Annotated in this window: 12 protein-coding genes; 5 read left to right on the top strand and 7 right to left on the bottom strand. The window is 57.5% G+C overall.

From position 1 onward, the window contains the following. Nucleotides 1-21: 21 nt before the first annotated feature. The 5 genes from FHR87_RS09070 to FHR87_RS09050 form a co-directional block, all read right to left on the bottom strand. Nucleotides 22-2046 carry a glycoside hydrolase family 5 protein gene (locus tag FHR87_RS09070; RefSeq protein WP_183166468.1) on the bottom strand — a complete coding sequence of 675 codons (2025 nt, stop codon included), beginning with the start codon at nt 2044-2046 and terminating at the stop codon, nt 22-24. Nucleotides 2047-3152: 1106 nt separating this feature from the next. After that, the gene (locus tag FHR87_RS09065) at nt 3153-3926 is read right to left on the bottom strand and encodes a ParA family protein (RefSeq protein ID WP_183166405.1); all 774 of its coding nucleotides are present in this window, start codon (nt 3924-3926) and stop codon (nt 3153-3155) included. A gap of 136 nt (nt 3927-4062) precedes the next feature. Continuing rightward, on the bottom strand, nt 4063-4857 hold the full coding sequence (locus tag FHR87_RS09060; RefSeq protein ID WP_183166404.1) for a thymidylate synthase: 795 nt from the start codon (nt 4855-4857) through the stop codon (nt 4063-4065). After that, complete coding sequence (gene lgt / locus FHR87_RS09055; protein WP_183166403.1) at nt 4854-5657, bottom strand: prolipoprotein diacylglyceryl transferase; 804 nt, start codon at nt 5655-5657, stop codon at nt 4854-4856. The genes FHR87_RS09060 and lgt overlap by 4 nt, the downstream gene beginning before the upstream one ends. Before the next feature lie 10 nt (nt 5658-5667). After that, nucleotides 5668-6450 (bottom strand): sulfite exporter TauE/SafE family protein, encoded by a 783-nt coding sequence (locus FHR87_RS09050; protein ID WP_183166402.1) that lies wholly within the window; start codon nt 6448-6450, stop codon nt 5668-5670. Nucleotides 6451-6567: 117 nt separating this feature from the next. On the opposite strand from FHR87_RS09050, the gene FHR87_RS09045 reads away from it, so the two are divergent. Then, complete coding sequence (locus FHR87_RS09045; RefSeq protein WP_183166401.1) at nt 6568-7353, top strand: NRDE family protein; 786 nt, start codon at nt 6568-6570, stop codon at nt 7351-7353. 24 nt (nt 7354-7377) lie between these two features. On the opposite strand, the gene ptsP is transcribed toward FHR87_RS09045, so the two are convergent. Further along, nucleotides 7378-9660, bottom strand: coding sequence for a phosphoenolpyruvate--protein phosphotransferase (gene ptsP, locus FHR87_RS09040; RefSeq protein ID WP_183166400.1), 2283 nt, complete (start codon nt 9658-9660; stop codon nt 7378-7380). A 17-nt stretch (nt 9661-9677) separates the two neighbouring features. After that, the gene (locus FHR87_RS09035; protein WP_183166399.1) at nt 9678-10160 is read right to left on the bottom strand and encodes an RNA pyrophosphohydrolase; all 483 of its coding nucleotides are present in this window, start codon (nt 10158-10160) and stop codon (nt 9678-9680) included. 265 nt (nt 10161-10425) lie between these two features. Here FHR87_RS09035 and FHR87_RS09030 point away from each other — a divergent pair, with 265 nt between their 5' ends. The 4 genes from FHR87_RS09030 to FHR87_RS09015 all read left to right on the top strand — a co-directional run bounded on the left by FHR87_RS09030 (nt 10426) and on the right by FHR87_RS09015 (nt 14322). Further along, nucleotides 10426-11361, top strand: a complete 936-nt coding sequence (locus FHR87_RS09030; protein ID WP_183166398.1) for an ATP-binding cassette domain-containing protein — start codon at nt 10426-10428, stop codon at nt 11359-11361. Between the two features lie 110 nt (nt 11362-11471). Continuing rightward, nucleotides 11472-12533 (top strand): catalase family peroxidase, encoded by a 1062-nt coding sequence (locus tag FHR87_RS09025; protein WP_183166397.1) that lies wholly within the window; start codon nt 11472-11474, stop codon nt 12531-12533. After that, the gene (locus FHR87_RS09020) at nt 12530-13072 is read left to right on the top strand and encodes a cytochrome b (protein WP_183166396.1); all 543 of its coding nucleotides are present in this window, start codon (nt 12530-12532) and stop codon (nt 13070-13072) included. The genes FHR87_RS09025 and FHR87_RS09020 overlap by 4 nt, the downstream gene beginning before the upstream one ends. A 107-nt stretch (nt 13073-13179) precedes the next feature. After that, on the top strand, nt 13180-14322 hold the full coding sequence (locus tag FHR87_RS09015; RefSeq protein ID WP_338021241.1) for a zinc-binding metallopeptidase family protein: 1143 nt from the start codon (nt 13180-13182) through the stop codon (nt 14320-14322). The last annotated feature ends 8 nt before the right edge of the window (nt 14323-14330 follow it).

Genomic DNA, 14330 nt, shown 5'->3' with positions numbered 1-14330 from the left:
CGTTTTCGCTTTGCGACGCGATCACTGAATGATCGGCCCAATAGTCGAGCAGGAAGCATTACCGGCATACTTCTGCAGGATCGGCAACTGCGGGCGAGCAGCACTGCTTTCCACATCCAGCGACAGTGGGTAATTGACCCACCATGGACCGGCAGCCCAATAGGTCATCGGGATGCAATTCTCGCCGAGATACTTCAGCAGATTATCCATGGACACCATTGCCGACGTTGAGTAATCCGGTACGCCGTGCTCACCCAGGAAGCCACGCAGCTTGTTCTGCTTCAGCCACTCCACAAAGGGTTTGACAAGGTTCACGCCAAGCATCGGGGCGAATGTTTCGGAGCGATCGAAGTAGTTACCGGAAAAATCCTTGTCGATGTACATGTGCGCTTCGTACACCAGCTTGTTGTTGGGATCGCGCATCCAGGGATCTGCAATCAGTTGGCTGTTGAAATCAGGCCAATGGTAGGCGCTTGACCAGCGATCGCCGGCGACGAAAATCCAGCGATTCGTGTCCACCGTACGCACCGCTTTCGCAGCAGCCAGGGCAGCCTGCGGCCAATAGCCATTGGTATCGTGCGGCTCGTTCATCAGACCATAGCCATAGACAGCCGGATGGTTGACCACCTTTTGGGCAATACGCTGCCAGAGATTGGCGAAGGCGCTGATCGGTACGTCACTGGAAGCGATCTGCTTATCGTAGTAACGGTAGTAGTTATGTACGTCCAGGATCACCTTCACCCCATACTTCTGCGCATAATCCAGACTCTGCATGAGGCGCGTCAGCTCGGCACTTTGCAGTTCGGTATTGAGTGTCGGCTGGATACGCTCCCACAGGAAAAACAGGCGAACCAGTTTCATCCCCATGTCCGCATATTTCTTGAAGTACGACTCTTCCGGGTAGATGTAGTGGACACCGTACACACCTGGATACACCGAACCGCTGAAACCAGCACCGGACAGGTTGATCCCCACCATATTGATCGAATTGTCGACAGGCGTCGGCGGGATAGGATTTGAGCCGGAAGATCCACCAATACTTACGGAATTGGGATACCCCACCGTGTTGCCGTCGAGCAGACCGCCGTCGACATAGACGCTCATGCTGTTTCCGACCACGAAGACCATGGTGACCTGACGCACCTGGCCGTCGGCAAACCGGACCGAAGCACCCGGGATGAATGCTGCCTGGTTCGCGGTACTCGATGGAATCGAGAAACCTGCAGAGTTTCTCCACACGCCCTTCAACCAGTCGGAACTGGTGAAATCATTGATACTTGCCGTAATCCCGATTGAGGGCTCAGGGGTTGGGGTGGGCGTTGGCGTTGGCGTTGGCGTTGGCGTTGGCGTTGGCGTTGGCACTGTATCGCTGGATCCAATGCTTACGGAACGGGGATAACCCACCGTGTTGCCGTCGAGCAGACCGCCGTCGACATAGACACTCATGCTGTTTCCGACCAGGAAGACCATGGTGATATTGCGCACCTGACCATCGGCGAATTTGACCGAAGCACCCGGGGTGAATGCCGCCTGGTTCGCGGTACTCGATGGAATCGAGAAACCTGCAGAGCTTCTCCACACACCGTTCAGCCAGTCGGAACTGGTGAAATCATTGATATTTGCCGTAACTGTGGGGGTGGGAGCAGGAGTTGGTTCTGGTACTGGTGTCGGCGTAGGGACAGAGGCTGGACTGGTAGTGGTATTGACGGCATGCGGATGGCCCACCGTGTTGCTGTCGAGCAAGGCACCGTCGACATAAACCCCCAAGTTGTTTCCGACAACGACAACCTGAGTGATCCTGCGTACTTGGTCATCAGTAAATTTAACCGAAACTCCCGGTACGAATGCCGCCTGGGTCGAAGCCGTTGATGAAATCAGGAAACTCGCCGACTGCCTCCCAATCCCTTTCAACCAATCCGAATCGGTGACGCCATTGATGTAGGCCGTAGCAGCTCGGACATCGATAGAGTAACCACTCAAAACTACTATAAGTATTACAGAAATGAAAAATAGTTTACGAACACCCGCAAAGGCATGAATGTACATTCGATTTCTCCAGAACTTAATACAACAAAGGGCGATTTGCCTTTTAAAAAGTCGGGAGCATCGATTTGCTTTAATACGTCGTCCATGAAGCCGCAGCAAATCAAGCAACCAGATAACAGCACGGTCTATTCCGAACTAGAGGACTTGTTGTTCGGGATAAATCGTTGCATGAGGGCGCTTTATAAATGCTGTAGCTAAAATAGTGAATTATTATGGCGTCAGTATTTCGTCAAATCTTCCATGAACGATGACTACTGCCAAGATGTCGACTCGCCATGATGGCTCCTTGACATTTCATTAGGCTGTTGATTTAAATCCTTTCATAGCCAATATTTTAACGTCAAAATACCGTCAAAACAGCCTACAAAATCCGACGAACGGTGAAAAGAAAACAAACGGATTCCCAGGAAATCCATAGGTCATTCCGATCTTCATATTCGGAAAACCAACCCTGGCTACAACAAGGCTTTCAGGCATTTCCATACAGAGCAAAGCAGACATTTCAGAATTTGCCAGGCAGAAATAAACATTAATTTATTGCAACCGAGATGGCTCGATCACGTAGAGCGCCAGGTTTATATCGACAATATTCAGTCATAAACCAGACATGGATCCTGCTTTAAGCGATGGCATCACGCCTGACCATGCGAAAATACGCTTCGTAGAGCCGATACTGATTGGAAGTTCAAGACTGAATCATGACGCCTCAATATCGTGTTTCAGACATTTGAGAGTAAGGCCATCTTTGAAAACAAGAAGCCCGGTATTAATATCCTAACTAACCGGTCAAATAATAATCCTGCCAACCTCTGTATTTCATATAGATCGAACAACTACCTGGTTAATTAGATACTTGCTCTAACGAACCCTATAGCAGGAAAATATTTCAGCTAATCGGCCAGATAATAATTCGATCTATTTATAGATCCGATATCGACCGGGCAACTACCAATCGCAATCAATAGTTGTCCAATCGATTATGTTTAGCAGGAAATTCTGTATCGATAGTTTGTTTGAACATCACCGGAGACTGGACAAAAGACCTTTCCTGTTCGGCTTCGAGACCTCAGGCCGATTCGATCTTCAGCTCACCGCTTACGCAACCCTCAGCCGTTGTGCTCCAACAGATCGTGCAGTTCGACGAACTGCTGGCTCAACTTGTGACGTGGATCGAGGTGGATCAGCGGTATGCAGCTCTGGTGCGATTCACGCATTTTTACCGAACTCATCAGATACACCGGCAACACCGGTAACCCTTCGGCAATCAGTTCGTCGATCATTGCTTGCGGCAGCGATGCCCGTGGCTGGAATTGATTGACCACGATTCCTTCGACTTCCAGTGCTTCGTTATGGTCTTCCTTCAACTCAGCGATCTCATCGAGCAGGCCATACAGAGCCAGACGCGAGAAGCTGTCGCAATCAAAGGGAATCAAGCAACGATCTGCCGCGATCAGGGCGGATACGGTGTAGAAATTCAAGGCAGGTGGCGTATCCAGATAAATCCGGTCATAGTCCTCGGACAACGTGTCCAGCAGTTTGCGCAGCTTGTTGATCTTGTGCTTGGCCTCCAGCTTCGGCTGCAGGTCGGCCAATTCAGCGCAAGCCGTGATCAGGTGCAGGTGCTCGAAAGGCGTTTCCAGTACGGTGGGCCGCGCCTTCTTGGCAACGGGTCCGGACGCGAGGATCTGCTTGAAGAAATCGGCGATACCAGTGGGGATATCGTCGCCTTTCAGCCCGGTCAGGTAATGGCTGGAGTTGGCCTGGGCATCGAGATCCACCAGCAGGGTGCTGTAGCCCTGCGCGGCACTCACTGCCGCCAGGTTGCAGGCGATACTGGATTTACCCACGCCGCCCTTTCGATTGAACACCACTCGCCGCATGGCATCGCTCCTTGTCTCGAATAGTCACCTGCTCCGAGTCTACACAGAGAAGGTGACAAGTCGTGTCGGGATTTTCGATTCAGGCGCGCTCGGAAAAACACGCCCTGCCGTAGGGCAATTGGTCGCTAGCGGAAAATCACACCGCGACCGGAGCCTTGATATGCGGATGAGACTGGTAGTTCTGCAGTTCGAAATCCTCGAAACGGAAGGCGAACAAATCCTTCACGGCAGGGTTCAGGCGCATCTGCGGCAACAGCAACGGCTCCCGTGAAAGCTGCAGGTCGGCCTGCTCCAAGTGATTCGAATACAGGTGACAGTCGCCGCCAGTCCAGATGAATTCGCCGGGCCGGTAGCCGGTCACCTGCGCCACCATCATGGTCAGCAGCGCATAGCTGGCGATGTTGAAGGGAACGCCCAGGAAGATATCCGCCGAACGCTGGTAGAGTTGGCAGGAGATACGACCATCGGCAATATAGAATTGGAACAGCGCGTGACAGGGCGGCAGTTTCATCGCGTCGACCTGCGCCGGATTCCAGGCGGAAACGATCAACCGGCGCGAATCGGGGCTTTTTTCGATCATGTCCAACAGCTTGCCGATCTGGTCGATGGATTCGCCGTTCGGTGCCGGCCAGCTGCGCCATTGATAGCCGTATACCGGGCCTAGCTCGCCGCTTTCATCAGCCCATTCGTCCCAGATGGATACGCCGTTTTCCTTGAGGTAACGAATATTGGTCTCGCCCCGCAGAAACCATAGCAACTCGTGAATAATGGATTTCAGGTGACATTTCTTGGTGGTGACCAACGGAAAGCCTTCGGCCAGATTGAAGCGCATCTGGTGACCGAACACGCTATAGGTCCCTGTACCAGTGCGATCGCTCTTGAAGGTGCCGCACTCGCGCACATGGCGCATCAGGTCGAGATATTGTTTCATCGGGCGGCTCCCGGCAGCGGTTGGCGATGATAGGCCCAGGCGATCAGGCCGGCACCGATCAGGATCATCGGCAAGCAGAGGACCTGTCCCATGGTCAGCCAGCCGAAGGCCAGGTAACCGAGCTGCGGGTCCGGCATCCGGACGAATTCGACGATAAAGCGGAAGATGCCGTAGCACAGCAGGAACATGCCGGAAACGGCCATGGTTGGGCGCGGCCTGCTCGAATAGATCCAGAGGATGGCAAACAATACCAGGCCTTCCAGCACACATTGGTAAAGCTGCGAAGGATGACGCGGCAGTTGCGCCGGATCGGTAGGAAAAATCATTGCCCAAGGTACATCGGTAGGCTTACCCCAGAGCTCGGCATTGATGAAATTGCCGATCCGGCCCATCCCGAGTCCGAGCGGTACCAGCGGCGCGACGAAGTCCATCAGCTCGAAAAAGCCCTTGCCGTTGCGTCGACCGAACAGCCAGCAACACAGCAGGACACCGACCAGGCCGCCGTGGAACGACATGCCACCCTTCCAGATCTGCAGGATCAGCGCAGGATTGTGCAAATAAGCCGATAGATCGTAGAACAACACGTACCCCAGCCGTCCGCCGACAATCACTCCGATAGAGGCCCAGAATACGAGGTCGGAGAGCTTTTCCTTGCTCCAGGTCGGATCGAATGAATTCAAGCGCAGCGATGCCAATGCCCAGGCACCACCGATGCCAACCAGGTACATCAGGCCGTACCAATGCACCTGCAGCGGACCGAGAGAAAAGGCCACAGGATCGATTTGCGGATAGGTCAGCATCCAGCGTTCCTCAGATCAGGAAATTGAGCCCGACGCTGAACAACAGCAGGGCGAAAAGGCGTTTGAGCAATCGCGGCGACAAGCGATGGGCCAGGTTGGCGCCGAAGTGGGCGAAATACATGCTGGTGATAGCGATACCGAGCATGGCGGGCAGATAGACAAAACCAAGGCTCCATTCGGGTAGGCCGGGCTCACCCCAACCGACCACCATGAAGCTGATCGCTCCGGAAATGGCGATTGGCAAACCACAAGCCGAGGAAGTCGCCACGGCTTGCTGTATGGGCATGCTGCGCCAGACCAGAAACGGCACGGTCAGCGAACCACCACCGATACCGAAGATCGCCGACGCCCAGCCAATCAACACACCGGCAATGCCGAGGCCGGTTCGACCAGGCACATCCCGAGTGGACTTTGGCTTTAGCTCCAACGCCATCTGGATCGCTATCAGAATGGCGAAGACACCGATGATCTTTTGCAAGATCGGTCCCTTGATCGCCGCAGCGGTCAGGGCGCCAAGCGCCGCACCGGCGATAATGCCGATGGTCATCCAGAGGACGATGGACCAGCGCACCGCACCTTTGCGCTGGTGCGCCAGAATCGCATTGATGGAGGTGAAAACAATGGTGGCCAGCGATGTTCCCACCGCCATATGGGTCGAGACCGAAGCATCGATGCCCTGGGCAGCGAGGCTGTATACCAGGACCGGAACGATGACTATGCCACCACCGATACCGAAGAGCCCGGCAAACACACCGGCGAAAGCGCCAAGCACCAGGTAAAGCAGCAATTCCATGAACCCGCTCCCTGCAAAAAGACAAACCGGAATGGTAGCGGAAAAAGGAAAAAGTTGTTGCCAGCCTGAAGCGCGGCACCTCAAGCTCAGGAACCAGCCTCCTGCCGGATGAACCCTGTGTGCCTGATCGTTTTCGCCTGGCGTCCGGATCACCCTCTGCCGCTAATCGTCGCCGCCAATCGCGACGAATATCATGACCGCCCGACCTTGCCGCTGGCCCCTTGGGACGATTGTCCTGCCATCGTCGCCGGACGCGACCTGAAAACCCGTGGAACCTGGATGGGGATTGGTCCCGGCGGGCGCTTTGCGGCACTGACCAATATCCGCGACCCCAGGCACCCTGTCGGTCATGCCTCCCGAGGAGCGCTGCCCGAAGGATTCCTGCGCGGCTCGCAGTCGCCGCTGGAATACCTGCAGCAAATCGTCCCGCAGCGACATTGCTATTCGGGCTTCAACCTGCTGGTCGGCGATGCTCATCAGCTCTGCCATCTCAATTCGCAAGAAGGTCTGGTACGGGTCGTACCGCCAGGCCTCCACGGTCTATCCAACGCGACACTGAATACGCCATGGCCAAAACTGCACAAGGCACGCACGACCCTGGCAGGTCATCTGGCCAAATGGCAGCCGGACGATAGGCCGGGAATCGATGCTTTGCTGAACATTCTGGCCGATACTGAACGCGCGCCCGACGAGGAACTGCCGATGACCGGCATTGCGCTGGAACGGGAACGGATGCTGTCGAGTATTTTCGTACTCGGCACGGACTACGGCACCCGCAGCAGCACGATATTGCTACGCCATGCCGGTGGCGCCTGCGAGATCGTGGAGCGCGGTTTCGACAGACAAGGTACCGAGCAGAGCGAAGTGCGCCTGCACTATGCGGCACCTGGCGACACCGCATAGCAAGCGACCGCGCGGCGAGCGCGCTCAGCCTTTGAGCACCGTGCCCGGATTGATCAAACGGCTGAGGCCGAACTCGCGCAGTGCCAGTTGCAGCGTGCTGCGAATGACTTGCGGATTGTCGACGAGCATGACTTTGGTGAGCAGTTCCTTGGCTTCGGCCATGCCAACCTGACGCAACAACCATTTCACTTTGGGCAGATTGGTCGCATTCATCGACAGGCTGTCGAACCCCATGGCGATCAACAGTACCGCCACCGAGGGATCGCCAGCCATTTCGCCACAGATACTCACCGGCTTGCCCTCGGCATGCGCTTCATTGACCACGCGCTGCAAGGCTTCCAATACCGCCGGATGCAGGTAGTCATAAAGACCGGCGACACGCGGGTTGTTGCGATCGACCGCCAGCAGATACTGGGTCAGATCGTTGGAGCCGACCGAAATGAAATCGGCCTGGCGTGCCAGCTCACGGGTCAGGTAGACGGCGGCAGGCACTTCGATCATCACACCCACCGGCGGCATGGGTACATCGACGCCTTCATCGCGAACCTCGGCCCAGGCGCGATAAATCAGCCGCAGCGCTTCTTCCAGCTCCTGCAGGCCGGAAATCATCGGCAGCAGGATACGCAGGTTGTCCAGCCCTTCGCTGGCCTTGAGCATGGCACGCACCTGCACCAGGAAGATTTCCGGATGGTCCAGCGTTATCCGGATACCGCGCCAGCCGAGGAAGGGATTTTCTTCCTTGATCGGGAAATACGGCAGCGACTTGTCGCCGCCGATATCCAGGGTTCGCATGGTGACCGGCAACGGGTGGAAAGCCTGCAGTTGCTCGCGATAGATCGCCAACTGCTCCTTTTCGCTGGGGAAACGCTCCTTCATCATGAACGGCACTTCAGTGCGGTACAGACCCACGCCTTCGGCACCGCGCTCCTGCGCCCGGACCACATCGGCCAGCAGGCCGGTGTTGACCCACAGCGGAATACGAAAGCCGTCGGTCGTCTCGCACGGCAGTCCGCGCAAAAGATCGAGCCCACGGGAAAGCTGCCGGTCTTCCTCCACCAGAGTCTGGTACTGCTGGCGCAGCACGTCGCCTGGATTGGCAATGATCTCGCCACGATAGCCGTCGACGATCAGTTCTATGCCATCGAGCTTGGAATACGGAAGATCGATAGCCCCCATCACCGTGGGGATACCCAGCGCCCGGGCGAGAATGGCGACATGGGAGTTACCCGATCCGAGCACCGACACCAGACCGACCAGCTTGCCGTCCGGCACGTCACCGAGCATGGTGGGCGATAATTCCTCACTGACCAGGATGGTGTTGTCGGGATAGGTCAAGGTCTGTTGGCGCGCCTGCTGCAGGTAGGCCAGCAGGCGCCGACCGATATCCCGGACATCCGAGGCGCGTTCGCGCAGGTAGGCATCCTCCATCAGCTCGAAGCGCTGCACATGATCGCCAACCACCTGGCGCAGCGCCCCCTGAGCCCACTGGCCGGTACGAATGACCTTGACCACTTCGCCAGCCAGCGCACAATCATCGAGCATCATCAGGTAAACGTCGAACAACGCCCGTTCTTCCCGACGCATCTGGTTGGCCAGCTTGTCGGAGAGCATGCGCATATCGGCCCGCACCGATTCCAGTGCAGCCTGGAACAATGCCAGTTCGTCCTCGATTTCCTTGATCTTCTTGTCCGGCACCACTTCCAGATCAGCGGGCGGCAGCACGACCAGCGCCGAGCCGATGGCCGCACCCGGGGCCCCGGCAATACCACTGAAGCGGGTATCCCGGATGACCTTCTTGCCCTGGCGACCAAGGCCGGCAATGGAGCCGGTCGCCTCGGCGTGTGCGATGACGCCGGCCAGTTGCGCGCTCATGGTGACCAGAAAGGCTTCCTCGCCTTCGTCGAAATGGCGGCGCTCCTTTTCCTGGACCACCAACACGCCCAACAGCCGTCGGTGATGGATGATCGGCGCGCCCAGAAACGAGGCATAACGCTCTTCGCCGGTTTCAGCGAAATAGAGGTAGCGCGGATGCTCGGAAGCACGTTCGAGGTTCAACGGCTCCTCGCGGGAGCCGACCAGGCCCACCAGCCCTTCGTTGGGTGCCATGCTGACCTTGCCGATGGCTCGCTTGTTCAGGCCATCGGTGGCCATCAGCACGAAACGGTTGACGTCCTCGTCGAGCAAGTAGACCGAGCAGACCTGGCTGTGCATGGCCTCCTTGACCCTTTGCACAATAATGCCCAGAGCTATCTTGAGGTCCTTGGCAGCGTTGACCTCCTGAACAATCTTGCGCAGCGTGCCGAGCATGCTCAGGGCCGTTTCTCCTATAAATCTCGCACCGTCAGGCGCGGAGCGAGCTCTTTCAAGGCTCGTCGATAAACTTCCCGCTTGAAGGAAACCACCTGCCCCAGCGGGTACCAGTAACTGACCCAGCGCCAGCCGTCGAATTCGGGCTTGCCGGAAAGATCCATGCGCACGCGCTGCTCATCGGAAAGTAGCCGCAGCAGGAACCACTTCTGTTTCTGGCCTATGCACAAGGGCTGGCTGTGAGTACGCACCAGCCGCTGTGGCAGGCGGTAGCGCAGCCAGCCCCGCGTACAGGCGATGATGTTCACATCAGCCTCTTCCAGCCCAATTTCTTCGGTCAACTCGCGATACAGCGCCTCTTCGGGCGATTCCTGCTCGTTGATCCCCCCTTGAGGAAACTGCCAGGCATCCTGATTGATGCGCCTGGCCCACAAGACCTGTCCCGTATCGTTGGTCAGGATGATGCCGACATTCGGGCGAAAACCATCTGAGTCGATCACGGCGCTTGCTCTCGATATCACATAGCAATGCATTGTTCCACAAAAAGGTTGATAGCCGAAAGCGGGGCACATCAGGGTCGATGCTGCTAGATTGTACGTTTGCGTAAAAAGGCACCGACAGGAACGCAAGTAGCAGCGTACGAGGCAGAAAAGGTAGTCTGCTCGGCAAATTTCTGACCAATCGATCTATTTTTACAGGAAGGCGAACCAGCGTCCGGCATGAACGCCTGCGCCCCTGATGTATTCCATCCTTATCGAGTCACGCATGAATAACAGCCGACGCCCGCCCGCGCGCCCCGGATGGTCTTCGCCAGATCGAATTCATTTCGAGCTATCGAAACGGTTGGACTCCGCCGTCGGGCCCATGATACTGGAAGTGGATCTGAGTCTGCAGCGCGGTGAAAGCCTGGCCTTGCTCGGCCCGTCCGGCAGCGGTAAGACGACGCTGCTGCGTCTGCTGGCCGGCCTGCTGCCGGCGGACCGGGGACGCATCGTGGCCTTTGGCCGGATCTGGCTGGACAGTGCGCAGAACATCGAACTGGCGCCACGCCATCGCCGTGCCGGGCTGGTGTTTCAGGACTACGCGTTATTTCCCAACATGAGTGTGCGCGGCAACGTCCGCTTTGCCCTGCCCAAAGGCAGATCCAAGGCGCGAGCCGACGAACTGCTGGAGCTGGTCGGGCTGGCCAGCCTTGCCGAGCGACGACCCGAACGACTGTCCGGCGGCCAGCAACAGCGCCTGGCCCTGGCACGGGCACTGGCAGCAGAGCCGGAGCTGCTGTTGCTGGACGAACCGCTTTGCGCACTCGACGGTACGTTGCGTCGGGAACTGCAAAACGAATTGATCGAACTGCGCCGGCGTCTCGCCCAGACGATGATCATCGTTACCCACGACCCAGGCGAAGCCCTGCGCCTGGCCGAACGGGCCGTGCTTATAGAGGCTGGACAAGTGGTAGCCGATGGCTTGCCGGCCCGACTCTTCGGGCTGGATGCCGGGACGGATGACCACCTGGTTTTGGCCGGACGCGTCATCGGCCAGGAAGCCACCGTCGATGGCAGCCTGCGCTACCTGATCGAAAGCGAAGGGCGGATCTGCCGGGCCCGCGCAGCCGCCGAAAGCTCGATGGAGGTGGGCGACACCGTGTTGATCAGCGCCGGCGAATGGGTCGCGCAGCCGTTGCAGAACCGGAAGGACTCATAGCGAACCTCTGCGAGATTACGCTGCCGCATCGGCCAATTATTCTTTTTTTGGAATAAACCGCACCGAGCGCACATCTCATTGGCATCGATTCAACCAGACAGGATTTAGCAATGACTGATAGCAACCGGACTGGCTTCGGCAATACTGCAGCTAGATTGCTAACCATCGGCGGCCTCATCTCTGCCGTGGCAAGCGCCTTTGCCTGGACCGCCGGCTGGCTCGATCCCACACGGCTGACCCCGCAGCGGCTCATCGATCAGGTGGAACACAATATCGGTGTCCATGCAGGCTATCGCCGCGCCCATGCCAAGGGTATGTGCGTAACCGGTTACTTCGAGGGCAACGGCCAGGCCAGCGCTTATTCTCGCGCCAGCGTGTTTACTGCGGAACGAATACCGGTTCTCGGCCGTTTCGCGACTGCCAATGGCAACCCGCATTCAACGGATGACAGCGTACCGGTACGCAGCCTGGCTCTGCGCTTCGATCTACCCGATGGCCAGCAATGGCGTACCGCAATGAATGCCATTGCCGTAGCCCCCTTCGCGACCCCACAAACCTTCTACGACCAGGCCGTCGCTTCTCGTCCCGATCCGGCGACCGGCAAACCCGATCCTGCCGTCATGCAGGCATTTTTCGACGCTCATCCAGATACTCTGCCCTTCAGAACCTGGATCAAGAGCTTCACGCCATCGTCCAGTTGGGCCAATGGCACCTACAACGGTCTCGATGCCTTTCGCTTGCTCAACGCTCAGGGTAACAGTCAGGCCGTGCGCTGGAGTATGGTCTCCGAACTGCCCTACGCGCCTCTGGCGGACACGGACAAAACCGACCCTGATTTTCTCCACCGGGACCTTCAACGACGCCTGAACCAAGGCGAGCTGCGTTTTCATCTGATCCTCACCCTCGCCGCCGCGAGCGACCCGACCAATAATGCCACCCTGGCCTGGCCTGCCGAGCGGCAGCAGATCGATGCCGGCACCCTGGTGCTGCAACAAGCGATCAGCCAGGATGAAGGTGCCTGCCGCGACGTCAACTACGATCCGACGATTTTGCCGGATGGCATCGCCACTTCGGACGATCCATTGTTGGGCGCCCGTTCTGCGGTGTATTCGGAATCGTTCAACCGCCGGACCTTTGAAAACGCCTCGGCCAGCACGAGTACCCGACCATGAAGAGCCCTGCAACTCACTACTTTCATCCACTCGCCCGGAGCCTGCATTGGTCCATGGCAGTGCTGATCATCGCTATGCTGTTCATTGGCGTCGGTATGGTGGCCTCGGTTTCGCCGCACCACGCTTGGCTCGTTGCCTTGCACAAACCATTGGGCATTGCCTTGCTGGGACTGGCCATGTTGCGCCTGATCGTACGGTTGACGCATTCGACGCCACCCTTACCGACAGACCTGCCCGGCTGGCAGAAACTCGCCGCCAAACTCTCCCATTACCTACTGTATGTGCTGATGTTCGCTCAGCCGCTAGTAGGCTGGGCGATGCTGTCTGCTGGCGGCTACCCGATCATGCTTGGCAGCTCGCTGCAACTGCCACCGTTACTGGCACAGAACATCCAGTCCTATGCCCTGCTGCGCCCGACCCATACCTGGCTCGCCTACCTGTTCTTCGCGACCATCCTGGTGCATGCCGCAGCCGGCCTGTTCCATGGGCTGATCCGCCGCGACGGCGTATTTACCAGCATGACCGGTAGTCGCCACTAATCATTCTGTCGACGATGGATTGCAGGCTTGTTCACGTCCATCGCCATCCAGGAACCGGAGAAGACTCTGGAGAATCCCAAAGTTATCTCCTCTCAGCGAGCAATGCCGTGTCTCTCCAACATCGCAACAAACGCCAGACGCGCGTACTTGGCCAGAAAGCCCTGTACCAGTGTTGTTGCGGCCAGGCCGTGTTTTTCCGCAACAGCATTTGCCTCACCTGCCATACGGCGTTGGGTTTCGATCCATCGCGGGACGAAATATTGCCGCTGGTACCGGCCACCGCGGCAGGTAGTTGGCAAATCGCCGGGAACGAACAGTCACCCCGCTATCGGCGCTGTGCCAACTTCGATACGCCGGCCGGCTGCAACTGGCTGATTCCCGCCGACCACGACGAAACGCTATGCATTGCCTGTCGCCTCAACCGCACCATTCCCGATCTCTCGGTCGAGGGCAATGCCGAACGCTGGCACAAGATCGAAGTGGCCAAGCGCAACCTGATCGCCCAACTGCTGGGTTTGGGTCTGCCGGTGATCAACAAGGCCGACGATCCGCAAACCGGCCTGGCATTCGACTTCCTCGGTACCGATCTACAGGGCAACTCGCCCACAACCGGCCACGCCAGCGGATTGATTACCCTGAATGTGCTGGAAGCCGATGATGCCTACCGGGAGAAGTTGCGCATCCAGATGCATGAACCCTATCGCACCTTGCTCGGCCATTTCCGCCATGAAATCGGGCACTACTACTGGGATCGCTTCATCGCCGATACCCACTGGCTGGAAGATTACCGGCAACTGTTCGGCGACGAGCGCACCGATTACAGCCAGGCCATGCAACGGCATTACCAGCAAGGCGCACCGGCCGACTGGCAACAACACTTCGTCAGTGCCTATGCCAGCATGCATCCCTGGGAAGACTGGGCAGAAACCTGGGCGCATTATCTGCACATGATGGATACCCTGGATACCGCCTTCGGCTTCGGCATGAGCGCCAATAATACCGATCTGGATTTCCAGCCCTTTACCCGCGAGGCACTACACACCCCGGATGATCCGGAAGGCAACGAATTTCTTGCTTTCATCAATGCCTGGATCGAACTGGCAGCGATGCTCAACGAACTGGCCCGCAGCATGGGGCAGCCGGACACCTACCCGTTCATCCTGCCGACAGCGGTCATCGCCAAGCTGCATTTCATCCACAAGGTGGTCAGAAGCAAAGGCGACTCGCCAGTGCTGGCGCGACCGGACTGAACGCACCT

The organism is Azomonas macrocytogenes, from assembly GCF_014191985.1.
In the GTDB taxonomy this organism is placed as follows: domain Bacteria; phylum Pseudomonadota; class Gammaproteobacteria; order Pseudomonadales; family Pseudomonadaceae; genus Azomonas; species Azomonas macrocytogenes.
The sequence above is the reverse complement of the archived record's forward strand: the minus strand, read 5'-3'. Positions and strand labels throughout refer to the sequence as shown.

Coding starts and splice junctions, on each gene's coding strand:
- ptsP (WP_183166400.1), bottom strand. CDS start 9,660: ATGCTCGGCACGCTGCGCAAGATTGTTCAGGAGGTCAACGCTGCCAAG.
- lgt (WP_183166403.1), bottom strand. CDS start 5,657: ATGCTGACCTATCCGCAAATCGATCCTGTGGCCTTTTCTCTCGGTCCG.
- FHR87_RS09070 (WP_183166468.1), bottom strand. CDS start 2,046: ATGTACATTCATGCCTTTGCGGGTGTTCGTAAACTATTTTTCATTTCT.
- FHR87_RS09050 (WP_183166402.1), bottom strand. CDS start 6,450: ATGGAATTGCTGCTTTACCTGGTGCTTGGCGCTTTCGCCGGTGTGTTT.
- FHR87_RS09060 (WP_183166404.1), bottom strand. CDS start 4,857: ATGAAACAATATCTCGACCTGATGCGCCATGTGCGCGAGTGCGGCACC.
- FHR87_RS09030 (WP_183166398.1), top strand. CDS start 10,426: ATGAATAACAGCCGACGCCCGCCCGCGCGCCCCGGATGGTCTTCGCCA.
- FHR87_RS09065 (WP_183166405.1), bottom strand. CDS start 3,926: ATGCGGCGAGTGGTGTTCAATCGAAAGGGCGGCGTGGGTAAATCCAGT.
- FHR87_RS09025 (WP_183166397.1), top strand. CDS start 11,472: ATGACTGATAGCAACCGGACTGGCTTCGGCAATACTGCAGCTAGATTG.
- FHR87_RS09020 (WP_183166396.1), top strand. CDS start 12,530: ATGAAGAGCCCTGCAACTCACTACTTTCATCCACTCGCCCGGAGCCTG.